This window comes from Larkinella ripae (assembly GCF_054780775.1).
In genome coordinates this window covers 840,140-862,416 of sequence record NZ_BAAGVR010000028.1, presented here as the reverse complement: position 1 = coordinate 862,416, position 22,277 = coordinate 840,140, and the positions used below count along the sequence as shown (strand labels likewise).

Sequence of the window (22,277 nt, the reverse complement as noted above, 5' to 3'; positions counted from 1 at the left end):
GTAATTTTGAGTTGCTTCCCAAAATTGCGATGCAAAAGTATCTTTTTTGAGACGGAAATGCAAGGCTCCCCTTTGAAATTGGTCTATTTTTTTTCTCTGATGTTTCTGCTTCTGGGCGGAAAAGCAGGGGCAGAAACGGCCGGAACACCACTCTATCAGGCTGATTCTCTGTTTGCTGCCGGGCTGTATCCGGCCGCCGTTGAAGCCTACGAAAATTACCTGAATTCAGGTCAAAAACCGACTGATCCGATGCTGCTAAAGTTGGCGTTTGTGTGGGAAAAGCAGGGCGATGTGGCAAAAATGCTGTATTACCTCCAGGTGTATTTCGACCGCCGGCCCGATGAAGCCGTGCTGAAAAAGATGCACGACATTGCCACCCAATACAACCTGAGGGGCTACGAAACCGACGACCTGAACTACTTTTACCTTTTCTACAAACAATACGGTTTGTACATAACGCTGGCGCTGGTGCTGCTCGGCACGTATGCGTTCGGCATTTTCTGGATCAAATTCCGGAACCAGGAGCCCACCCGGCGGACGCACAAACTCATTGTGCTGGCCTACCTGACGGGCCTGCTGTTGCTGGTCAATCTGCCCGAACGCTACCAATCCGGCATCATCAACCGCGACCGGGTGCTGCTCCGGCGCGATCCATCGGCGGCTGCTCCGGTCGCCGATGTCATCAATCGCGGCCACAAGGTCAACATTCTGGGCAGCGAAGACGTCTGGTTGTACGTGTTCTGGAACGACGGGCTGTACTACGTTCGAAAGGATAACGTCTGGCAGATTTGAGTTTTCGGTTTTCTGTTTACGGTTTTCTGTTTACGGTTTGCGGTAGGTTGTTGCATCAGTTGCTATTACAGCCTGCAACCAGAATGGAAAATTCTTTGCGAAAACCGCTCCGTTTGCCCACTGGAACCCAGCCTTTTCGAAAACCGTATACCGAAAACCGTAAACTGAAAACCGTAAACCTTTACCTCCCTTTCTTCAAAGGCGAGTCTTTTTCTTTGGCGAGGGTGTTGTAAACCAGGCGGTCCATGAGGCCGGGCAGCCATTTGTTGAGAAAAACCGTCAGCTTGCCCTGGCCGGTCAGGACCAGATCGCGTTTCCGGCGTTTGACGGCTTTCAGAATGTGATCGGCGCATTCTTCAGCACTCATCATGTTGCTTTCGTCACGTACGGTTTCGCCCGCAACCTGGCCTTCCTGATTCAATGCCGAGTAGCGTATGTTGGAGCTCGTAAAACCGGGACACGCCACCAGGACATGCACGCCCGTGTCCAGTAATTCGGTCCGGACGGCTTCTAAAAAACCGTTCATGGCAAATTTCGAGGCCGAATACCCGCTGCGAACCGGCAGGCCCCGATACCCCGCAATGGAGGAGATGCCGACAATGGAACCCTGGCTTTTCAGCAGGTGGGGTAGGGCGTAGCGCGTGGCATACACTGTGCCCATAAAATTGATGTCCATCACTTTCCGGATCACGCTGGGGTCCAGATCCAGCAGCATCGAACGCATCGTAATGCCGGCATTGTTGATCAAAATATCCAGCCGGCCGTAGCGCTGAACGGTTTTTTCAATTAGCTGCTCTACGTCCGCTTCTACGCTGACATCGGCCTGCAGACACAGGTTTTCGATGCCGCTCTGGCGGAGTTCGGCGCTGACGGTTTCGAGGGATTCGGGGCGACGGGCGCAAATCACAATTCGGGCCTGCTCGCGGCCGAACGCAAACGCCAGCGCCTTGCCAATGCCGGAGGAAGCCCCGGTTATCACCACCACTTTGTCTTTCATGAAAATCTGGTAACTCGTCGTAACATCAGAAAAGGCGGGCCCTTGAATAATTGTTACTTTTCCGGAAGAAACTTCGCTTCGAAAAAAGTTATATTGGTATTGCCCGCCTAAGGTTGTAGAGAATTACGGCAAAGTTAGTATTATTGCGGTGCAATCTGGACCATTCAACATTCACGATTTATGAAAAAAACATTTGCGTATCTGATGACTGCCCTCGTGGCAACAGCACTGTCGGTCACATCCTGCTCACCCATTAAAGATGCCCCTGACAAGAAAGATACGGTTGAATTCGAAGGAACATTGAACGGTGCTCAGGAGGTACCTTCCACCGCTTCTTCTGCAACCGGCACAATGACAGGTACTTACAATAAGACAACAAAAGAGTTGAGTTATACCGTCAATTACACCGGAATTACGCCCATTGCCGGCCACATTCACCTGGCACCGGGCGGTCCGGGAACGAACGGAGCGGTGATCATTCCCTTCAGCACCCTGACCTCGCCAATCAGCGGTCGCAGCACACTGCGGCAGGAACAGGAGAATGCCCTGATGGAAGGACGGCTGTACGTAAACCTGCACACCACGGCGTATCCCGGTGGTGAGATTCGGGCCGACATCAAGCGGGTAGAATTTTAAAAATCGTATTTTCTCGTAAAAAAAGCTACTCCGACGAGTAGCTTTTTTTTTGCTCGCCTAACGCAGCAGCGTCACGTTTCCCTTGTAGGAGCGGTGCGTGTACTGAATCAGATAATAGTACAAGCCCGGCGGGTACTCGTCGCCGGTCCATTGAAAATTTCGATCGGTGGACGAGAAAACCGCCTTGCCCCAGCGGTTGACAATCTCGACTTTCCGGAACTGATCGGCGCAGTTGTCCTGGGGTAAATTCGGTACGCTGAACACCTCGTTTTTGCCGTCGCCGTTAGGCGTGATGACGTTGGTGATGGTAATGTTGTAATCGACGGGAATGTCCTTAACAATAAACGTGACGCGCGTGGTATCGTACTGACTCGGGCAGCTGCTGTCCTCCGAAATAAAGTCCAGTTCGTACGTGGCTTCCTCTTTTCCTTGCAAAACCAGGCAGCCAGGTTGCCAGGTAAACGGCGAAATAAGCGGCCCCGGACCGGTTTTTTCTTCAAACTGCATCCCCATCCGTTTCCAGTCGAAGTTGTTGCCAACGGCCGTTAGTTTCAGCACATCCGGATCGGGGTCTTCGCCAATGGCATTGAAACGGACGGCGGCCGGAATCGAGTCATCGTGCGTAACAACCAGTTCGACCACGGGGTTATCCAGGGTGGTTCGAACAGTGGGCGGACGGCTGGTTTCGGGCGTGGCTTTCAGGCGAACTGTCACCGTGTCGCGCTGGTTGCGGTTACAGCGCAAATCGGTCACAATAAAATCAACTACGTATTCGGCGTTTCGGACCTGTCCGCACTGCGGAGTCCAGTTGAACGTCTGACTAACCGTGCCCTGTCCCGCAACGGCGGCAAAGCTCATTCCCACCTGGGCCAGATTAAAACCGCGTCCGACGGCGGTGAGCGTGAGCTGATCCAGGTCGAGATCGGTGCCGTTCACCAGAAACCGGAGGGTTTTACCGGCCTGCACGCTGGTCTGGTTGCCGGGTAGGGTGGTGACCACATCCGGTTTTCGATTCAGTTCAGGCGCCATTTCGAGCGTGATGACCAGGGTGTCTTTCAATCCCTGCGGACAACCTTCATCCGTGGCCAGCAGCGCCAGTCGGAGCGGTTTTCCTTCCGCCAGGCATTTGTCGAAGCACACCCGGGTGCGAACCGTGTCGCCGGGCATCCGGATCAGCACTTCTTCCGGCGAAAAGGTGATGCCCTGCGCCGGGCCGTTGAGCACCGACATTCTGACCCGCTGGTTGGGATCAAGGTCGGTTATGTACAGATCCAGGCAATTGGCATCTTTTTCGGTGATTTTCAAAACCGTCCCTTCCTGGTAAAAAGCCGTTTGCCCCGCCGGCCGCATCGCCAATGCCGGGGGATTATTTTTCTGACAGTCAATGACTTTCAACTGGAAATCCCGACGGACCAGCCCGACCCGCTGCCAGACGCCGGATGAGTTTTTCCGGTATTCCTCCACCTGAACGCAAAAAACGAACAGGCCCACCTGCCCCGCCGTTACCGTGAGCAAACCCGTGCGGTTGTTGACCCGTAACGGCGCGGGTCCCGGAATGGCGCGGTCCTGATTCAGTCCGTTGATCCACCGAACTTCGGGGTAGGCCGAACTGCCTTGAGACACCTGCGGACGCGGATTGGACGCCGTGCTGAATCCGTTATAGGGCGTTACCAGTCGGTAGGCCAGACTGTCGCCGTCCGGATCCGTGGCGCCAAAATCGAACGCAAACGGCTGGTTGATGCAGATGTAATCGCCCTGAACCGGCCGGAAAGTAGGCGAGGAATTTATGAAATCCGAGCCGCTGCTCAGGCGCTGTGCCGGAAATTCGAGGTAGAAGGTTGAGCCGGCAGCCCCGGGATTTTGAATGTTGTTGATGGAATTGTTGCGGCAACACCGCTCCCAGACCATGTAATAACCGCGCGGATCGTTGAACGCATTCAGGTTGAAGACCACGTTGCCACTGTAGCGCAATAAGCGGGTGCGCAAGGAAGGAAGGGCGCATTCCGGTTTGGTGTAATCAACTCGTTGCGAACCAACCTGCGGGATTTCGACGGATCCAATGAAGGCGTTGTCGCCTTTTCGGTAAATGAAAATGCCCACGGTGGGGTCTTCGGCCTGCGGGTTTCCGTTGAGTTCGTCAAAATACAGATTGAGGTTGATCTGATGCGTATACGGATTTTGATTGGTGAGCCTTTTCAGCTCCAGTTCTCCGCCCACAATATGGGTTGCCAATGCCGGCGAACCGAGCGCCAGCCATCCCCCTAATACCCAACCACACCAGGCAATAATCCGGTAAAACTGTTTCATTCCAAATCGATAAGGGTTGTTGAAACCAAAATACGGTGCTTAATTTACAGAATTTATTACAGTAAAGTATGTCAGGAAAGACCCAAAAGATGGTGCATCGGTTGCAAGCCGTTCGAATAGATGATGTTGCAGCCGAAGGAAAATGTTTAATTCGCACGGACGAAGGTGTCATATTTGTGGAAGGTCGTACGGGAGGCCCGGTTGCTGCGCCCGGTGATGTGGTCGATATCCGGATTGTGAACCGTAAAAAGCAGTACCGGGAAGCGGTGGTCGAAAAAGTGCACTCGTTGGGTCCCAGCCGGGCGGAGCCGTTCTGCCCGCATTTTGGCACGTGTGGCGGCTGCAAATGGCAGCATATCCGGTACGACGAACAGTTGCGGTTTAAAGGCCAGCAGGCCGTCGATCACCTGACCCGGATCGGCAAGGTGAAATTGCCGGAGGTGCAGCCCACGTTTCCGTCGGCGCAAACCCGGTATTACCGCAACAAACTCGAATTTACCTGCGCCGACGGGCGCTGGATGACCGAGGAAGAAGTTCGGTCGGGTGTGACGATGGACAAACGGGCGGTCGGTTTTCACATTCCGAAACGGTTTGACAAGATCCTCCCGATTGTACATTGCTACCTCCAGCCCGATCCCTCCAATGCGATCCGCCTGGCGGTCGGTGCGCATGCCTTTCAGCACGGCCTGAGCATGTACAACCTGAATACGCACGTCGGTTTTCTCAGGACGGTGATCATTCGCACGGCATCGACGGGCCAGGTGATGGTGGTGGTTCAGGTCGCGGAAGACCGGCCCGCAGAACTGGCCGGTTTAATGGAAATGCTGAAAACGTCATTTCCGCAGATTACGTCCCTCAATTACATCCTGAACCAGAAACTGAATGATTCGTACCAGGATCAGGCGGTTATTCCGTACTGGGGAAAACCGTACATCGAGGAACAGATGGACGATGGCAGCGGCCAGCCGCTGACGTTTCGGGTGGGTCCCAAATCATTTTACCAGACCAATGCGAGCCAGGCATTTGAACTGTATAAAATTACGCGCGACTGGGCGGAATTAACGGGTTCGGAGCGAGTGTATGATCTTTACACCGGAACCGGGACCATTGCGCTGTTCGTGGCCCGGCAGGCGCGGCAGGTGGTCGGTATCGAATACGTGGAATCGGCGGTGGAAGATGCCCGCATTAACGCGTCCATCAACGGAATTGGCAACGCCGAGTTTTTGGCGGGTGATATGGGGAAAATTCTGACACCGGAGCTTTTCTCGACCCACGGAAAACCGGATGTGATCATCACCGATCCGCCCCGGGCCGGGATGGACGAAGCCGTAACGCGCAACCTGTTGCTGGCCGCTCCCCAGCGCATTGTGTACGTGAGTTGCAATACCGCCACGCAGGCCCGCGATCTGGCCATTTTAGACCCACACTACGAAGTGAAAGCCGTGCAGCCGGTCGATATGTTCCCGCACACGCACCACGTCGAGAATGTCGTGAAATTGGAAAAGAGGGGTTGAAAGAACAGGAGAAAAGGAGCAAGGGGAATAAGGGAAGAAAGGAATAAGGGAAAATCTTGGTTACCATTCCTCCCTTATTCCCCTGGCTCCTTTAAAACGGTGTTTCCTGCTGGCTGGGATCAACGTGGCCGAAGTTGGTGAAGCCGCCCGGGTTGGGCGAGTTGAGGTTGTTGGCTTTGCTCTTGACAATGCCGCCCTGGTTCTCGAAGGACTGCGCCCCGGAAAGCTTCGGATCAAAACCGGCCGACGGACCGCCGAATGGGGGAGGGGTTTGCGGCATGAAGAAGGCGTCAAGATCTGCGAATTTGGTGTATTTGCCCACAAACCGCAATTGCACGGTATCGAGCGAACCAGACCGGTTTTTGGCGATGATCACTTCCCCGATTCCGGAAACCGAATTGCCCTGCTCATCGGCCGTAATGCCGTAATATTCAGGGCGATAGAGAAAGATTACCATGTCGGCATCCTGCTCAATCGAACCGGATTCCCGAAGATCGGAAAGCTGCGGTTTTTTGTCGCCACCCCGGGTTTCCACGGCCCGGCTTAACTGCGAAAGCGCAATCACCGGCACGTTCAGTTCTTTCGCCAGGTTTTTCATGGCCCGCGAAATCGACGCAATTTCCTGCTCCCGGTTTCCACCCGGTTTGCCCGACGAGTCACCCGACATCAATTGGAGGTAGTCAATTACAATCAGTTGAATATCGTGCTGCGCTTTTAACCGCCGGCATTTGGCCCGCATTTCCAGAATCGACAGCGCGGGCGTGTCGTCGATAAAAATCGGCGCTTCGGTCAGCCGTTGAATTTTATGGTGGAGCTGCGCCCACTCGTGCGGGGCCAGATTTCCTTTCTTAATTTTTTCACTGTCAATCTCGGCTTCCGCCGAAATAAGCCGGTTCACCAATTGCACCGACGACATTTCCAGTGAGAAAATGGCCACCGCCTGCCCAAAATCAACGGAGGCATTGCGCAGGGCGCTGACAACGAAGGCGGTTTTTCCCATCCCCGGCCGGGCGGCCAGAATGATGAGTTCCGAACGCTGCCAGCCGGACGTCAGGCGGTCGAGCGCACTGAAACCCGACGGAACCCCCGTCAGGCCGTCTTTCATGTTTTTTTTCTGCTCCAGCTCGTCCAGTGCCTGCCGCATGATGGTGCCCATGTCGGCGTAATTTTTCCGGATGTTCGATTCCGAAATCCGGAACATGGCCTGCTCAATGCGGTCCAGGAGGTTGAATACGTCGGTCGTATCTTCGTACGCATCCCGCTGAATTTCATTGGCAACCGTAATCAGTTCCCGTTTGATGGCGGCTTCGGCAATGACGCGCGAGTGGTATTCGATGTTGGCGGCTGAGGTGACGCGGGTGGTCAGGTCGGTGATGTAGCCACCGCCCCCAACCATTTCAATATCGCCGTTTTTTCGCAGCTGTTGCGTAACGGTCAGCATGTCAACCGGTTCGGCATTGCCAAACAGGGTGACGATGGCTTTGTAAACGCGTTGATTGGCTTCTTTATAAAAACTCTCCGGTTTCAGAATGTCGATCACCGCCGACAGGGCATCTTTTTCAATCATCAGCGCCCCGAGCACGGCTTCCTCCAGATCAATGGCTTGCGGTGGTAATTTGCCCAGCCCCGTCGGTGTTAACATGTGGTTGACACCATCGGACATGCTGCGCCGGTTGCCCACGTACGGGGTCTTCCGAAAGTTTGAATTGGTGGGTCGATCGTTCTCCATTACACTGCAAGTATAGCCAATCGGTGGTAATTTGAAAAGCCGGCGGGTGGGTACTCGGGCGGTTTTTAAGCGTAAACTGGACCACTAAGTTCTTGTCTCTAAAGTACATATTCTTTCCAGTCCGGCTGAAAAAAAAATGAAAAAAAGATTCCAATTTAGCGTACGGTTGCAACCCCCTTAACAGATCGATTTTGTCCGGTTACGTCCGGAAATAAGATCACCGTTCCTGATATCTGCAACTGTTTAATCGTGAAGGATTTGCACAAATTTGGTACGATTGGGAGATAATAATTGACGAATTTTGTTGTTTAGTACGTACGAACCTTTAAATTTAGAAGAGAAATTAGTAATGGTCACACTGATAATATGAATCCGGATTTGGTAGAAAAAGTAATTACCCTTGACAACGTATCGCTCATCGACTTTCTGGGGGTCGAAAACAACAACATCAAAGAGGTAGCGGCTGCCTTCCCGATGAGCAAAATTATTTCCCGTGGAAACGAAATCCGGATCAAAGGTACCAGTCCGGAGATTTCACGCATCACCGATATTCTCGACTCGCTGCTCGAACACTACCAGCGGTACGGTAAACTCACCCACGAAAACGTTCGCAGTTTTTTACAGAACAACGAACGGGACTCAGTTGCGGCTTTGCAGCCGGATGACAATGTGCTGGTTTACGGAACCAAAGGCGTAATTGTCCGGGCCAAAACGGCCAACCAGCAGCGGCTGGTGGATGTGTCGGAAAAGTACGACCTGGTGTTTGCCGTCGGCCCGGCCGGTACCGGAAAAACGTACACCGCCGTCGCCATTGCGGTTCGGGCTCTGAAAAACAAAGAGGTTAAAAAGATCATTATAACCCGTCCGGCGGTGGAAGCCGGTGAGAATTTAGGTTTTCTGCCCGGCGATCTGAAAGAAAAAATCGACCCGTACCTGCGGCCCATTTACGACGCGCTGGACGATATGATTGCGGGCGAAAAGCTGAAAACCTACATCGAAAACCGGACCATTGAAATTGCGCCACTCGCTTACATGCGCGGACGGACGCTGAACAACGCCTTTATTCTGCTGGACGAAGCGCAGAACACGACTCCTATGCAGATGAAGATGTTTCTGACGCGGATGGGGCCAAGCTCGAAAGCCATTATCACCGGCGACCGGTCGCAGATTGACTTGCCGAAAAACCAGCGTTCGGGGTTGATCGACGCGGTTGATCTGCTGCGGGATATCAAAGGAATTGCCTTTGTTGAACTGGACGGCAGCGACGTGGTTCGGCACCGGCTGGTGAAAGAAATCATTACGGCGTATGAACGGGCTGAAAAGTAAACCGCTGCTGGCTGCGCTGGGACTCCTCCTCAGTATTGGATTATCGGAACTTCGGGCGCAGGCGCCCGAAGTTTTTCAACGTTGCGGGATCGTTTTTCGGGAAGAGGTTTTACAGAAACGGGATGCCCAGCGACGGGATAAACGCCTGAAGCTGAACGAACAGATCGAAGAGATCATCCGGCAACGGGCGAGTCAGCCTGGTAATGCCCGGGTCGGCGAGGTCGTTTACCGGATTCCGGTGGTGGTGCATGTCGTTCATAACAACTCTTCCGGTTTTGTCGGGGGCGCGGGCAACTCCAACATTTCGGATGAGCAGATTGCGTCCCAAATCCGGGTGCTGAACGAAGATTACCGCCGGATGCCCGACACGCGGGGATTCAACACCAACCCGATCGGGGCCGATACCGGCATTGAATTTTTTCTGGCCCGTACCGATCCCGACGGAGGGCTTTCCACCGGAATCACCCGCCATTATTCGTCAAAGCCCAATTTTGATGTTTATAACGGCAACAGCGGGGATGATGTCCAGTTGTCCCAACTGGCCTACTGGCCCAGTGATCAATACCTCAACATCTGGGTAACCACCCTGCGGAATGAATACCTGGGATACGCCCAATTTCCGGAAGCGGAAGGAATTCCCGGTTTGTCATCGCTGGAAAACGAGCGAACGGATGGCGTGTTCATTGATTACCGGTATTTTGGCAGCGACATCGGCGCCGTCACGAGCTCGGTCTACAAATACGGACGCACGACGACCCACGAAGTGGGCCACTGGCTGGGCCTGATTCATACCTGGGGCGATTCGGTCTGTGGCGATGATTACTGCAACGATACGCCCCCGACCGAAGGCGCGAACCAGTCGACGAGTTGCCCGGAGCTGTCGTCCAATTGCAACGGCGTCCGGACCCGCAACCAGATCGAGAATTACCTGGATTACACGCCCGATGCCTGCATGAATCTGTTCACGCAGGACCAGCGGGCGCGGATGCGCGCGGTTTTGGAGGCCAGTCCCCGGCGTCAGCGGATCATTCGGTCGGCGGACCCCCTGCCCCAGACGGAAATGCTGACGGTCACTGTTTTTCCCAATCCGGCGCAGAAGCAGTCCTCACTGGAAGTCTTGTTCACGGGGTTTCAAACGTTCCGGGTTGATTTAGTTGATCTGTCCGGGCGCGTCATTCGCACCCAGAATTACCCTGATTACCCCAGTTCTACGATCAGTATTGCCGTCGATACCCTGGAACGGGGCATCTATTTCGTAAAAGTGCAAACGGATAAGGAAACCGCTTCTCAGCGGTTGTTGATTCATTGATTCGGTTATTTAGTTTACGGTATACGGTTTTCAGGATACGGTTGGCGGGCGACTTACTATTGCAAGCCGTGCATCACTACCAGAAACCGCATCCTGACAAACGAAAACCGTATAACCTCCCGACGTATGATTAACGTACTACAGATTAACCGTCCGGACGAAATGCAGCAGGCCTTTTCCATTCGCGAAGCGGTGTTTGTGAACGAACAGGGGGTGCGGGCGGATGAAGAATACGATGAATTTGAGGAAAGCAGCCGGCATTTTCTCGCGCTGTGCGATGGAAAGCCCTGCGGAACCGCGCGCTGGCGGAAAACGTCGAACGGTATCAAACTGGAGCGGTTTGCCGTTCTGGCTTCATTTCGGGGCAGGGGTGTGGGGCAGGCGTTGGTAAAAACCGTACTCGACGATGTGTTCAGCCAGCAGCCGGAACCCATTGAATCGGTTTACCTGAATGCCCAGGTAACCGCCATGCCCTTATACGCCAAATTTGGCTTCAAGCCGGTGGGGCCACTCTTCGAAGAGTGTGGTATTCAGCATTATAAGATGGTTTTGCCCGCTTCATCCTTTCCCGCCTGATGCTTTTCTGGAATGCTTTTCCGTTCGTACGCTATACGCTGGCCTTGATTGCCGGAATTGTCGCTTACCTGTTTCTTCCGGGAAATCCGATTATCGGTGGTGCATTGTTGTTGGTCAATACAAGTATTCTGGTCGCAACATTGATTGGCAATCGTTCTTTGCTGGCCGTATTGAAAGGATTAAGTGGTTTAGGGGCATTGGGTTGCCTGGGCTGGATCCTCACCGGCTGGCATACCGCTGCGAATGATCCGGAGAACATTAGCCATCTTAAACGTCCCATTCGGGCCTATGAGGCCGTAGTGGATGGTCAGGCCGAAAACCGGGCGAAAACGTTCCGGCTGGAGCTGAGCGTGCGGAAGGTGTTAACGGACCGCAGCTGGCGCCCGGCCAGTGGCCGGCTGATTGTGTACCTGGATAAAACCGTGTCCGAAAAACCGCGTTACGGCGATGTTTGGCTGGTTCGGGGGGAGCCCCGTCCAATTGATCCACCGCTTAATCCGGGGGAATTTAATTACAAGCGGTTTCTGGCGCACCGCGGCATTTACCACCAGCAATACCTGCGTCCAACGGATCGCGTGGTGATGGGCCGCCAACCACCCCACTGGCTCAAGGCGCAGGCTTACACCTTGAATGCTTGGGCCGACAGTGTTTTTACGAGTCACCTGGGCAACGGGCAGGAATTCGCCATTGTGAAAGCCATGATTCTGGGCGTGCGTGATGGCATCGATACCGACTTGCAGCAGGCCTATTCGGCGGCCGGAGCGGTGCATATCCTTTCGGTGTCGGGTCTGCACGTGGGGGTGTTGTTCACTGCCTTAAGTTTTGTGCTGGCCTTTCTGAAGCGCAGTAAAGCGGGTCAGTATGCCTTTGCCGCCATTATGCTCGCCCTGCTCTGGTTCTACGCCCTGATGACCGGGTTTTCGGCCCCGGTTTTGCGCTCGGCTTTTATGTTTTCGCTGCTGTTGATCGGGCAGACGATTGGGCGGGCGAATAATCCGCTGAATACGCTGGCGACTTCGGCTTTTCTGATTCTGCTTTTCGATCCGTACGCGGTTACCACCGCCGGTTTTCAGTTGTCGTATCTGGCCGTGGGTGGATTGATTCTGTGGCACCGGGGCCTGTACCAAAGCTTTACGTTACGCCACCGATGGGCCGATTGGTTGTGGAAGCTCACGGCGGTTTCGCTGGTTGCCCAGCTGGTGACCTTTCCGCTCGGCATTTTTTATTTCCACCAGTTTCCGACGTATTTCTGGCTGGCGAACCCCGTGGTGATTCCACTTTCCTCCCTCGTTTTGATTCTGGCAGTGGGTCTGCTGGTGGTGGGCTGGGTTCCGTACGTTGGTCTGCTGGTGGGAAAAACTCTGTTTTGGGCGATGTGGCTCCTCAACCAGAGCATTGTGCTGACCGAAACCCTGCCGCAATCGATTCTGAAACCGCTGATGACGACTCCCTGGGAATTGGGGTTGCTGTATGCCGTCATTTTGTCGGGAGTTGCGCTGCTAACCCGGCGGGAAAAACGGTTTGGCTGGCTGCTGGCCGCTTGCTCGGTGGTACTGGCCGGATCGGTGGGCTGGACGACGGTGCGTCAGAAAAACCAGCGGTTACTCCTTGTTCATTTTGTACCGCACCAGTCGGCCCTCAGTTTGGTGTGGGGACGTTCGGCGGTTTTGTTGACCAGAGAAGCCCTGACGGACCAAAGCCGGGAAGTCCGGTTTTACGTTCGAAATACCTGGGACAGTCTAGGCGTAAGCCGGGTGAGGTATGCGCAACCGGATCGGATAAATAAGCCGGTACCGGTTTTCCAAAACCGCTCCCTCGAGTTGATTCACTGGCAGTGCAAGCGAATCCTGATCATCAACCGCCTGCGCCGATCCGACCCGTGGCGATTGCCGGTTCCCGTTGATTACCTGATCATTAGCCGAAACGCAGTGCAGGAGTGGGCCCAACTGAAAAACCGGGTGGCGGCCCGGCACATTATTTTCGACGATTCAAATAAAACCCCGCTGACCGACCGCTTGCTGGCCGAAGCCCGCGAACGGGGAATTTCGTGCCATTCGGTCCGCCAGCAGGGCGCTTTTGTCGCAGGATTCTAAAAATTACTTGACAATGTTCCTGATAAAATACCGATCGCCCAGCCGGATCGCAACGAGGTATATACCGGGTGGTAATGGGTCCACGTTCAGCTTCTGGACGTGACTGCTGCCCAGTTTCTGGCCGCTTTGACGGAGCAACGGCCGGCCGTTTACGTCCAGGACTTCGATGCCGACGTTCCCCGTTTCGGCCGTTTCCAGATTCACGGTTAATTCATTGGTAATTGGATTCGGGAATAAGCGGATCGCCAGGTTCTGATCGCCCAGGCTAACCGCCAGGAGCTTCGAATGGGCAACGGTGCCGTCGGTGTCAACCTGCCTGAGCCGGTAGTAGAAGGTGCCCTGCGTCACCGCCTGATCGGTGTAGCGGTATTGGTAGGTGCCCTTTTCGGAGCCGAACGGATCGATAACCTTGCCGCTGATGGGGGCAAAATCCATTGCATCCGCTGACCGTTCCACAATAAAATGGCTGTGGTGGGATTCGGCCGAGGTTTGCCACTCCAGCCGAACGCCCTGCGGCAAGGGTTGCGCCCGGAAAAAGGCATACGTAACCGGCAGGGCCACCGCACAGCCCGAACAGGTCGTGTTCACGGTGGCGGATCCCAGATTGGGCGGTACCGTTGTTCCGGGCAAACAAACCAGCACATTCGGTGTGGTGGTCAGGGGCTGGTTGATGTTTCCGGGTTGCGCAATCCGAATGCAACCCCGGGTCACCTGGGCGGTGGTGCTGTTGTTCCGGTTATTTTCAAACGTATTGGTGATGATTTGCCCCATATTCGCCAGGCAGACAATGCCATTGCCGTTGATCCGGAACAAACCGGTGGTGTTGATTGTGCCGCCATCGACCACCACGGCCCCGTTGACATCCATGTTACCCATGTTCAATACGCCCCCGTTTTCCACAATCACCCGGGCACCGTTGAAACTGGTGTTGACCGGGTTGGAAAGGATGCCGTGGATTCGGAGATCACCGGAATTGGCGTTGAAATTGGTGAGTGTACCGCCATTGAAGATCAGCGTTCCTCCGTTGAGATTGGAGTTGGTGAGCGATCCAGTGGCGGATAGGCAGACCGTTGCACCCGCCTGAATGTTGATGTTGCTGAGCGCCGACGCGACGCAGTAGGTTCCGGTGCTCAGGTTTTGATTGTTACCGGTTAGATTGGTGCAGCCGGCGCAACTGGGCGAGGGCGGGGCACATTGCCCAAAAACGAATTCCGGCAGGAACAGGAAGGTGACACCAAGTAAGTAAAGGATTCTTTTCATTGTAACAGAGAGACAGAGTACGGCTCGAAAATAGATAAAAATGTATATACAAACAAATTATGAAAGGTGGAACGGCTGATACGGATTGGAAGGTGGAACGGGAGCCGGCCTTGGATTCGGGGTTGGAGGGAAGGGGAATTGCCTGTACTTTTGCGGGTATCGTTTTTTGCTTCGTTTTAACCGTTGACGCCATGGCTTCTTTTGACATTGTGAGTAAAGTGGATCTTCAGACGCTGGATAACGCCATTAATGTGGCCATTAAGGAAATTGCCAACCGCTATGATCTGCGGAACAGCAAAACCAGTGTGGAACTGAATAAAAAAGACCTGAATGTCCGGATCGAAACCGATAACGATATGAGTCTGAAATCAGTGGAAGATATTTTGCTGAGCCGAATGGTCAAACAGGGTGTCGACGGGCGAAGTCTGGATTTTTCGGCGGAACCGCAACAGTCCGGTTTTCGGCTCAAACGTGATTTGAAAATTCGGCAGGGGCTCGACAAAGATCAGCAGCGGAAAATCCTGAAACTGATCAAAGAACAGTTCCCGAAACTAACCGCCCAGGCCATGGACGACCAGGTGCGCGTAACGAGCAAAAAGATTGATGAACTGCAGGCCGTTATCGCCCTGCTTCGCCGGACTGAACTGGACGTTTCGTTGCAATTTGTGAACATGAAAAGCTAAACTTTTTTGCAAAACGCTTCGTTTGCTCAGTATGGAGAAACAGGAAGAAATCCGGAAAACCTACATCGACTATGTACTGGAACACGGAACCCCACCACCAAGCGTTTTTCAGTTTGCGAAAAAACTAGCGCTGACCGAAGCGGAATTTTATCAGGAGTACACCTCATTTGAGTCCATTGAAGCCGCCGTCTGGCTCGAATTCTTCAGCCAAACCCGGCAATCCATTGAGGCTGACCCGGTTTATCCGACGTATTCCGTACGGGAGAAACTCCTGGCATTTTATTATACCTGGATCGAAGCGCTGAAAGCCCAGCGGAGCTTTGTGGTTTTCAGTTACCAGCGAATGCGGGAAACCGCCGTTCCGAGTTCGCCATTGGCCAAAGCCCGGATGGGAAACCCGGTCTCGCGGGTGCTTTATCCGTTCCGGGATGCTTATTCTGAGTATGTGCGGGACTTGCTGGCCGAAGGCCGCGAAAGCAAGGAGGTGGAACCCCGGCCGTTTCTATCGGAACGCTACGCCAACGGTTTGTGGACCCAAACGCTGTTTATTCTCCATTTCTGGGTCAATGACGTGAGTCGGAATTTTGAAAAAACCGACACGGCCATCGAGAAATCCGTCAACACGGCCTTTGATCTGATCGGCCGCTCTCCGCTGGATTCCCTTTTCGACCTGGCTAAGTTTATTTACCAAAACAAATGATGAGTTAGGACGGGGCCGCCCGCGCGGTGATGAACGATGAATGAGCTAACGCACCGCAATTCATTGTTCTTCCTTACTACCTCATTATTCCCATTCCATGAAGACGCAAAATCATATTCCGACCTCTAAAGTTGCCCGGGCCAGCCAGTTTATGAAAGCGGGGGTGAAGGTTGGTGGAAATTATTTAAAGCATTACGGCAAGAAGTTACTGGATCCGGCGCTCACCAAAGAGGAACTTCACCAGGACAATGCCACCGATATATACAAAGCGCTGAGTGAACTGAAAGGCAGTGCGTTGAAAATGGCTCAGATGCTGAGTATGGATCGGAATATCTTGCCGCGCGCGTATGTCGATCAGTTTGCCATGTCGCAGTATTCGGCCCCCCCCTTGTCGGGCCCGCTGGTCGTTAAGCTGTTTCGTACCTATTTCGGCAAAACACCCCAGCAGATTTACGACCGCTTCGATATGAACGCGGTCAATGCAGCCTCGATTGGGCAGGTCCACCAGGCCTGGAAAGACGGAAAAAAACTGGCCGTGAAGGTGCAGTATCCGGGCGTGGCCGACAGCGTGAGTTCCGATTTGCGGATTGCCAAACCCCTCGCCATCCGGCTTTTGAATCTGAACGAGAAGGAGATCAACCGCTACATGGGCGAGGTGGAGTCGAAGCTGCTCGAAGAAACCGATTACGAACTGGAATTAAAGCGCTCCATCTACATTTCAACGCAGTGTGCAGCGATTCCGAACCTGATTTTTCCGACTTATTACCCGGAATTATCGAGCCGGCGCATCCTGACCATGGACTGGCTGGACGGTTTTCACCTGCGCGACTTTCTGCGAACCAACCCCTCGCAGGAACTCCGAAACCGCATCGGTCAGGCCTTGTGGGATTTTTACAACTTCCAGATCCATGACCTCCGACAGGTTCACGCCGACCCGCATCCCGGTAATTTTTTGATGCGGACCGACGGAACGATGGGCGTCATTGATTTCGGCTGCGTGAAAGTAATTCCGGAATTCTTCTACGATAATTATTTTCGGCTCATCAACTTCGATACGCTCGACGACGAACCCGCCACGATGGAGATTTTCCGAAATCTGGAGTTTATCGTGCCCGAAGATTCGCCGAAAGAAGTGGCTTTTTTTGCCGATCTGTTCAAAAAGATGATTGTGTTGCTTGGAAAACCGTTTGCCGCGCCTACGTTTGATTTTGGCGATAACTCCTATTTCGACACGGTTTACGCTTTTGCGGAAGAACTCGGTACTGTGCAGGAGCTGAAAAACTCGAAAATTGCGCGCGGCTCGCAACACGGGTTGTACATTAACCGGACGTACTTTGGACTCTATTCGATGCTCAACGAACTGAACGCCAACGTCATTACGCACAAGCCGGACTGGCTGATTTCCGGAAAACTTCGGCAAACCCTCCAAAACGCGGTCTGACCGGCGCGGATACTGCGGTATTTTCCGTTACTTTGAAACCGGATCCGCTATGACTGATGTCAGATGATTAAACCGCGCTTTGACGATATATTTATGGAATTGGCCGTCAATCTTTCCCGACGGTCACATTGCATTAAGGCCCAGGTGGGGGCGGTTTTGGCCAAAGATACCCGGATTATTTCCATTGGCTACAACGGCCCGCCCTCCGGGACCCATAATTGCGATGAAGAATTTCCGGGGGTCGGCTGCCCGCGCGATTCAAAAGGGAGCTGTTCACTGGCGCTGCACGCCGAGCAAAATGCCATTCTGTACGCGGCAAAAAACGGTTCTACCGTTGAGGGAGCCACGATCTTTGTCACCCTGTCGCCCTGCATTGCGTGCGCGCGGATCATCTACAGCATGAAAATCAACAAAGTAGTTTTTCTGCATTCCTACGCGCAGTATAAAGGTATCCCCACCGACGAGGGTGTTGAATTTTTGCGTAAATTCGGTGTTGAAGCCGTGCAGTACCAGCCAACGGCAGGGTTTGAAGCGGCATTTGTGCAGGGCGACCCGCATCTGTAGGCGGTTTTTGGGATGAATATTTTAGCACACGCATTTTTGTCGGGCCACGACGATGGCCTGATCATTGGCAATTTTATCGCGGATTTTATCAAGGGAAATCCCGAACACCCGCGGCATGGGTTGTCGGTGCGTGTGCAGCGCGGCATCTGGTTGCACCGGCAGATCGATTCATTCACGGATCATCATCCCCTGATTGAGGAAATGCGGGTCCTGGTGCGGCCGCGCTGTCACAAATACGCCGGTGCCGCCATCGATGTGTTTCTGGACCATTTCCTGGCCCGGCATTTTTCGGAGATTGCGCAGCAGCCGCTGGCGGTTTTTGTCCCCCGGCTGTACCGGTTTCTGCAAACCCACCAGAATCAGTTGCCCGATGCCGCCCGCCGGATGAGCGGGTACATGATCCAACAGGATTGGCTGACGAATTACCAGTACCTGGAGGGCATTGACCGCAGCCTGAAAGGCATTGCCCGGCGGACGGCTTTTGTTTCGAATCTGGACACCGCCATCGAGGATTTAAAGGAAAATTATGCCATTTTTGACCAGGGCTTCGACCGATTTTTTCCTGATTTGCAGCACCATGTGCGCGATTTTCTTGCGTCCGCCAGACCTGCTGACTAATTAACTAAATGGATACTTAATTACGTATATAGGTTATCGTTATGACACCCGCCGTTGATCAGCTCTTGAAAGACATTCGAAAGAAAAATTTTGCTCCCGTGTATTTGCTGCACGGCGATGAATCGTTCTTCGTGGAGATGATTGCGGACGAACTCGAGAAAACCGTCGTTCCGGAACACGAGAAGGGTTTCAATCAATTTGTGGTGTTTGGAAAAGACGCGCAGGTGGGGGCGGTGATGAACATGGCCCGCAGGTATCCGTTCATGGCCGATCGGCAATTGGTGCTGGTCAAAGAAGCGCAGCAACTGGGCGGTTTGGGCGAAAAAGCGAATCAGTCGCTGCTCGAAGACTACGCCAAGGCACCCCTGCCGTCGACGGTGCTGGTGTTGTGCCACACCGGCCCGTTTGATGAGCGCAAAGCCCTGGCGAAAGCCATCGGTCAAAAGGGCGTTTTGCTGAACTCGAAAAAGCTGTACGACAACAAAGTGCCGGACTGGATCGGCGAGTATTGCCGCCAGCAGCAGGTGAAGATCAGCCTGAAAGCCATCCAGATGCTGTTCGATTACATCGGTAACGATTTGAAACGGCTGGCCGGGGAAATTGACAAGATCATGATCAACCTGAAAACCGGCGAGGAAGTCAGTGCCGAAACTGTTGAGCGACTGGTTGGGATCAGTAAAGAATACAACGTTTTTGAGCTGCAGAAAGCCCTGACGCTGCGGGACGTGCTGAAAGCCAACCGCATCGTTGATTATTTCAGCCGCAATCCCAAAGACAATCCGTTGCCGCCGATGCTGATCATTCTCTACCAGTTTTTCACCAAAGTGCTGATGGTGCAGGCATCCCGGGACCAGTCGGAAAAAGCGCTGGCGACTTTACTGGGCGTGCACACCTTTTTCGTCAAGGATTATCTGCAAACGGCCCGGGCGTATCCGCTGTGGAAAGTTGCCGGAATCATTCATTCCATCCGGCAGGCCGACGCCACTTCAAAAGGGGTAGAGGCTCCTACCATCAACGAAGGCGCAATCCTGCGGCAACTGGTGTTTGAAATTCTGCATTAAGCCCTGAAATACGTCGGAGGGGCCTCTTTCGTTCCGGAATTAATATGCTGGTGAGCCATCACCCCAAAAGGTAAAGTGCTAAACGCAAAAAACCGCCTGGGTAGAGGGCGGTTTCGCTATCTGCACGATTTTTGCAGCTTCCTGTAGCGGGGACGAGAGTTGAACTCGTGACCTCAGGGTTATGAATCCTGTGCTCTAACCAACTGAGCTACCCCGCCAGATTTCGTGCCACAAAAGTAAGAAAAAAATAATCTACTCCAAATCACCTTTTTGAGTACCGTGTTAAAATTCTGCTAACTTTGCCACATTACCCTTTAAAATTCACTGATATGGAAAAATACAAATTCATTGCGGAATACGAGCTTCGGGCCTCTCCGAAAGTCCTTTTTCCCTATATCAGCACCGCTTCCGGACTTTCTCAATGGTTTGCCAACAAAGTCAACACCCGCCCGGATCATCAGTTTGATTTTTTCTGGGATAATGAAAGCCATTTGGCCCGGCAAGTTTCCATTCGTCAGAATAAAAGCGTGCGTTTCGAGTTTCTGAACGGAACCGGCACGGCGCCCGAAGAACATAATTACATCGACTTTCGGGTTGATGTCAGTGAACTGACCCAATCCACGTTTTTGCGCATCACCGACTACTCCTCTAACACCGATGCTGATGAACTTAAATCGCTCTGGAACAGTTTAATCGATAAGTTAAAAGAAATTGTGGGGAGTTAGGGCGCGATGAAAAAAATTGATAAGCTCGTACTGAAGTCATTCTGGGGACCGTTCGTATTGACGCTTTGTGTGGTGGTTTTCATCTTTCTGATGCGGTTGATGATGTTTTACATCGATCAGTTTGTATCAAAAGATGTGGAACTGGCGGTTTTTGGTAAAATTCTTATTTATTTCAGTCTCATTACGGTTCCGATTGCCCTGCCGCTGGCGATTTTGCTGTCGTCGTTGATGACCTACGGCAATCTGGGTGAATTTTTTGAGCTGACGGCGATGAAAAGCGCCGGCATCTCCCTGACCCGGGCCATGCGTCCGCTTCTGATTGTCGCCACCGGCATCGCCCTATTTTCTTTCTGGTTTAACAACAAAGTGGCACCCTGGGCCAATCTCAAGGGCTACAGTTTATTGTGGGACATTAAATCCTCCAAGGCTACCCTGAGCATCAAGGAAGGGATTTTCTACAACGACCTGCCCGGCTACAGCATTAAAGCGGACCGGAAAGAGGGCGACCTGCTCCGCGGCATGGTCATTTACAAACATCAGGAAAGCGGATTGGAAACCGGCAACCGCGAGATCATCCTGGCCGATTCGGGCCGGATGTTTACTACGCCGGACAAACAGTACCTGATTTTTGAGTTGTACAACGGCAACGATTACACCGAATATACCGACAACTCGACCATGTCGTACGCCAGCAACGGTTCACCGAACCAACTGGCCAAATTTCTCCGTAACGGTTTTCAGCACTATAAACTGCGGATCAGCCTGGATTCGTACGGACTGAAACGAACGGACGAGCAGCAGTTTGAATACCACGAATACATGAAGAATCTGAGCGAACTGGCGATGCTGACTGATTCGCTCAAGAAGGAACTGCGGACTACCCTGGCCAGCACCGCTACCACCTCGCGGCAGTACTACAGTTACCAGTTCAAGCTCCCGGCTCCGCCCATTCCATCATCTCCAACGGCCACAACCGCGACTGTGGTTGGGCCGCCCGTGGTTCGGGCCGGGAAGTGGATCGATTCGCTGCTGAAGCAGCCCGTGGCGGCCCGGATACAGGGTGAAACGACCGATATGGCCCTGTCGCAGGCCCGCAACATGCTTTCTTATGCCGAATCGAACCAGACCTACCTGAAAGAAAAGGCCAAAACCGTCAATCGCTACGAACTGGAAAGTCATCACAAGTTCACCCAGGCCATTTCCTGTTTCATTATGTTTCTGATCGGTGCTCCGCTGGGGGCCATCATTAAGAAAGGCGGTTTTGGGATTCCGGTTCTGGTTTCCATTATTTTCTTTATCCTCCTGTATGTGCTGACCCTGACGGGCGACAAGTACGCCAAAGACGGACTGGTGTGGGTGCCCGCCGGAGCCTGGATGGCCAACGTGATCCTGCTGCCGATTGGCCTTTACCTGATGAAACAGGCGCGTAATGATTCGCGGTTGTTTGATAAAGACGTGTACGTCATCGGGTTTGAGCGGCTGAAAAAGCGCTATGCCAACTGGCGGTCGGGGCGCGTACAGACCGATCTGGCCTGAAATATTATGCGCTGGTTTTAAACCATTTCAGGAAAAAAGCCGTACCTTTGCGTTTCATTCACTTTATTCAATAGTTTTAGCTGTCTGACGATGTATTTAAACACCGAAAAAAAGCAAGAAATCTTTGCTGCCCAGGGGTTCAAAAGAACCACGGAAGACTCTGGGTCGGCTGAATCTCAGATCGCTCTGTTTACATTCCGGATTAACCACCTGACAGAGCATCTGAAAAAACACAAGCACGATTACGGCACCCGCCTGGGTCTGCTTAAACTGGTTGGGAAGCGCCGTCGGTTGCTGGACTACCTGCACCAAAAAGACATTAGTCGTTACCGGGCCATTATTGCTGAATTAGGGCTGCGGAAGTAAAATCATCATTGAATCAGGGAATCGGTAAACAGGTTCCCTGATTT

At 53.1% G+C, this 22,277-nt stretch carries 20 protein-coding genes and 1 tRNA gene; 16 read left to right on the top strand and 5 right to left on the bottom strand.

Annotated features, from left to right (window positions below):
* Positions 1 to 99 precede the first annotated feature (99 nt).
* Positions 100 to 792, top strand: a complete 693-nt coding sequence (locus ACYVHX_RS25420; protein ID WP_460674508.1) for an SH3 domain-containing protein — start codon at positions 100 to 102, stop codon at positions 790 to 792.
* Positions 793 to 973: 181 nt separating this feature from the next.
* Here ACYVHX_RS25420 and ACYVHX_RS25415 read toward each other — a convergent pair whose 3' ends face one another.
* The gene (locus ACYVHX_RS25415) at positions 974 to 1,789 is read right to left on the bottom strand and encodes an SDR family oxidoreductase (protein WP_460674507.1); all 816 of its coding nucleotides are present in this window, start codon (positions 1,787 to 1,789) and stop codon (positions 974 to 976) included.
* A gap of 180 nt (positions 1,790 to 1,969) precedes the next feature.
* Here ACYVHX_RS25415 and ACYVHX_RS25410 point away from each other — a divergent pair, with 180 nt between their 5' ends.
* Complete coding sequence (locus ACYVHX_RS25410) at positions 1,970 to 2,425, top strand: CHRD domain-containing protein (RefSeq protein ID WP_460674506.1); 456 nt, start codon at positions 1,970 to 1,972, stop codon at positions 2,423 to 2,425.
* A 57-nt stretch (positions 2,426 to 2,482) separates the two neighbouring features.
* Here the strand turns inward: ACYVHX_RS25410 and ACYVHX_RS25405 are convergent, their stop codons facing one another.
* Positions 2,483 to 4,732, bottom strand: a complete 2,250-nt coding sequence (locus ACYVHX_RS25405) for a T9SS type B sorting domain-containing protein (protein WP_460674505.1) — start codon at positions 4,730 to 4,732, stop codon at positions 2,483 to 2,485.
* A 68-nt stretch (positions 4,733 to 4,800) separates the two neighbouring features.
* Here ACYVHX_RS25405 and rlmD point away from each other — a divergent pair, with 68 nt between their 5' ends.
* Positions 4,801 to 6,246 (top strand): 23S rRNA (uracil(1939)-C(5))-methyltransferase RlmD, encoded by a 1,446-nt coding sequence (gene rlmD / locus ACYVHX_RS25400; protein ID WP_460674504.1) that lies wholly within the window; start codon positions 4,801 to 4,803, stop codon positions 6,244 to 6,246.
* Positions 6,247 to 6,337: 91 nt separating this feature from the next.
* On the opposite strand, the gene dnaB is transcribed toward rlmD, so the two are convergent.
* Complete coding sequence (dnaB, locus tag ACYVHX_RS25395; RefSeq protein ID WP_460674503.1) at positions 6,338 to 7,975, bottom strand: replicative DNA helicase; 1,638 nt, start codon at positions 7,973 to 7,975, stop codon at positions 6,338 to 6,340.
* Between the two features lie 378 nt (positions 7,976 to 8,353).
* On the opposite strand from dnaB, the gene ACYVHX_RS25390 reads away from it, so the two are divergent.
* From ACYVHX_RS25390 to ACYVHX_RS25375, 4 genes are all read left to right on the top strand, one after another.
* On the top strand, positions 8,354 to 9,301 hold the full coding sequence (locus ACYVHX_RS25390; RefSeq protein WP_460674705.1) for a PhoH family protein: 948 nt from the start codon (positions 8,354 to 8,356) through the stop codon (positions 9,299 to 9,301).
* Complete coding sequence (locus ACYVHX_RS25385) at positions 9,282 to 10,610, top strand: M43 family zinc metalloprotease (RefSeq protein ID WP_460674502.1); 1,329 nt, start codon at positions 9,282 to 9,284, stop codon at positions 10,608 to 10,610. The genes ACYVHX_RS25390 and ACYVHX_RS25385 overlap by 20 nt, the downstream gene beginning before the upstream one ends.
* 126 nt (positions 10,611 to 10,736) lie before the next feature.
* The gene (locus ACYVHX_RS25380) at positions 10,737 to 11,186 is read left to right on the top strand and encodes a GNAT family N-acetyltransferase (RefSeq protein WP_460674501.1); all 450 of its coding nucleotides are present in this window, start codon (positions 10,737 to 10,739) and stop codon (positions 11,184 to 11,186) included.
* Positions 11,186 to 13,279 (top strand): ComEC/Rec2 family competence protein, encoded by a 2,094-nt coding sequence (locus tag ACYVHX_RS25375; RefSeq protein WP_460674500.1) that lies wholly within the window; start codon positions 11,186 to 11,188, stop codon positions 13,277 to 13,279. Before ACYVHX_RS25380 ends, ACYVHX_RS25375 begins: the two co-directional genes overlap by 1 nt.
* A 3-nt stretch (positions 13,280 to 13,282) precedes the next feature.
* Here the strand turns inward: ACYVHX_RS25375 and ACYVHX_RS25370 are convergent, their stop codons facing one another.
* Positions 13,283 to 14,539, bottom strand: coding sequence for a T9SS type A sorting domain-containing protein (locus ACYVHX_RS25370; RefSeq protein WP_460674499.1), 1,257 nt, complete (start codon positions 14,537 to 14,539; stop codon positions 13,283 to 13,285).
* Between the two features lie 191 nt (positions 14,540 to 14,730).
* Here ACYVHX_RS25370 and ACYVHX_RS25365 point away from each other — a divergent pair, with 191 nt between their 5' ends.
* The 6 genes from ACYVHX_RS25365 (at position 14,731) to holA (ending at position 19,606) form a co-directional block, all read left to right on the top strand.
* Positions 14,731 to 15,222 carry a YajQ family cyclic di-GMP-binding protein gene (locus ACYVHX_RS25365; RefSeq protein WP_460674498.1) on the top strand — a complete coding sequence of 164 codons (492 nt, stop codon included), beginning with the start codon at positions 14,731 to 14,733 and terminating at the stop codon, positions 15,220 to 15,222.
* 31 nt (positions 15,223 to 15,253) lie between these two features.
* Entirely contained in the window at positions 15,254 to 15,922 is a 669-nt protein-coding gene (locus ACYVHX_RS25360) for a TetR/AcrR family transcriptional regulator (RefSeq protein WP_460674497.1), read from the top strand.
* Positions 15,923 to 16,019: 97 nt separating this feature from the next.
* Positions 16,020 to 17,363, top strand: coding sequence for an ABC1 kinase family protein (locus ACYVHX_RS25355; protein WP_460674496.1), 1,344 nt, complete (start codon positions 16,020 to 16,022; stop codon positions 17,361 to 17,363).
* Positions 17,364 to 17,456: 93 nt separating this feature from the next.
* On the top strand, positions 17,457 to 17,927 hold the full coding sequence (locus tag ACYVHX_RS25350; protein ID WP_460674495.1) for a deoxycytidylate deaminase: 471 nt from the start codon (positions 17,457 to 17,459) through the stop codon (positions 17,925 to 17,927).
* 12 nt (positions 17,928 to 17,939) lie between these two features.
* Positions 17,940 to 18,545 carry an acyl carrier protein phosphodiesterase gene (locus ACYVHX_RS25345; protein ID WP_460674494.1) on the top strand — a complete coding sequence of 202 codons (606 nt, stop codon included), beginning with the start codon at positions 17,940 to 17,942 and terminating at the stop codon, positions 18,543 to 18,545.
* A 41-nt stretch (positions 18,546 to 18,586) separates the two neighbouring features.
* Positions 18,587 to 19,606, top strand: a complete 1,020-nt coding sequence (gene holA / locus ACYVHX_RS25340; RefSeq protein WP_460674493.1) for a DNA polymerase III subunit delta — start codon at positions 18,587 to 18,589, stop codon at positions 19,604 to 19,606.
* 144 nt (positions 19,607 to 19,750) lie between these two features.
* Here holA and ACYVHX_RS25335 read toward each other — a convergent pair.
* Positions 19,751 to 19,824, bottom strand: a tRNA-Met gene (locus ACYVHX_RS25335).
* A gap of 111 nt (positions 19,825 to 19,935) precedes the next feature.
* Between ACYVHX_RS25335 and ACYVHX_RS25330 the strand changes: the two genes are divergently transcribed.
* The 3 genes from ACYVHX_RS25330 to rpsO all read left to right on the top strand — a co-directional run bounded on the left by ACYVHX_RS25330 (position 19,936) and on the right by rpsO (position 22,233).
* Positions 19,936 to 20,331 (top strand): START-like domain-containing protein, encoded by a 396-nt coding sequence (locus ACYVHX_RS25330; RefSeq protein WP_460674492.1) that lies wholly within the window; start codon positions 19,936 to 19,938, stop codon positions 20,329 to 20,331.
* 6 nt (positions 20,332 to 20,337) lie between these two features.
* Positions 20,338 to 21,867, top strand: coding sequence for an LptF/LptG family permease (locus ACYVHX_RS25325; RefSeq protein WP_460674491.1), 1,530 nt, complete (start codon positions 20,338 to 20,340; stop codon positions 21,865 to 21,867).
* Positions 21,868 to 21,957: 90 nt separating this feature from the next.
* Positions 21,958 to 22,233 (top strand): 30S ribosomal protein S15, encoded by a 276-nt coding sequence (gene rpsO, locus ACYVHX_RS25320; RefSeq protein WP_460674490.1) that lies wholly within the window; start codon positions 21,958 to 21,960, stop codon positions 22,231 to 22,233.
* The last annotated feature ends 44 nt before the right edge of the window (positions 22,234 to 22,277 follow it).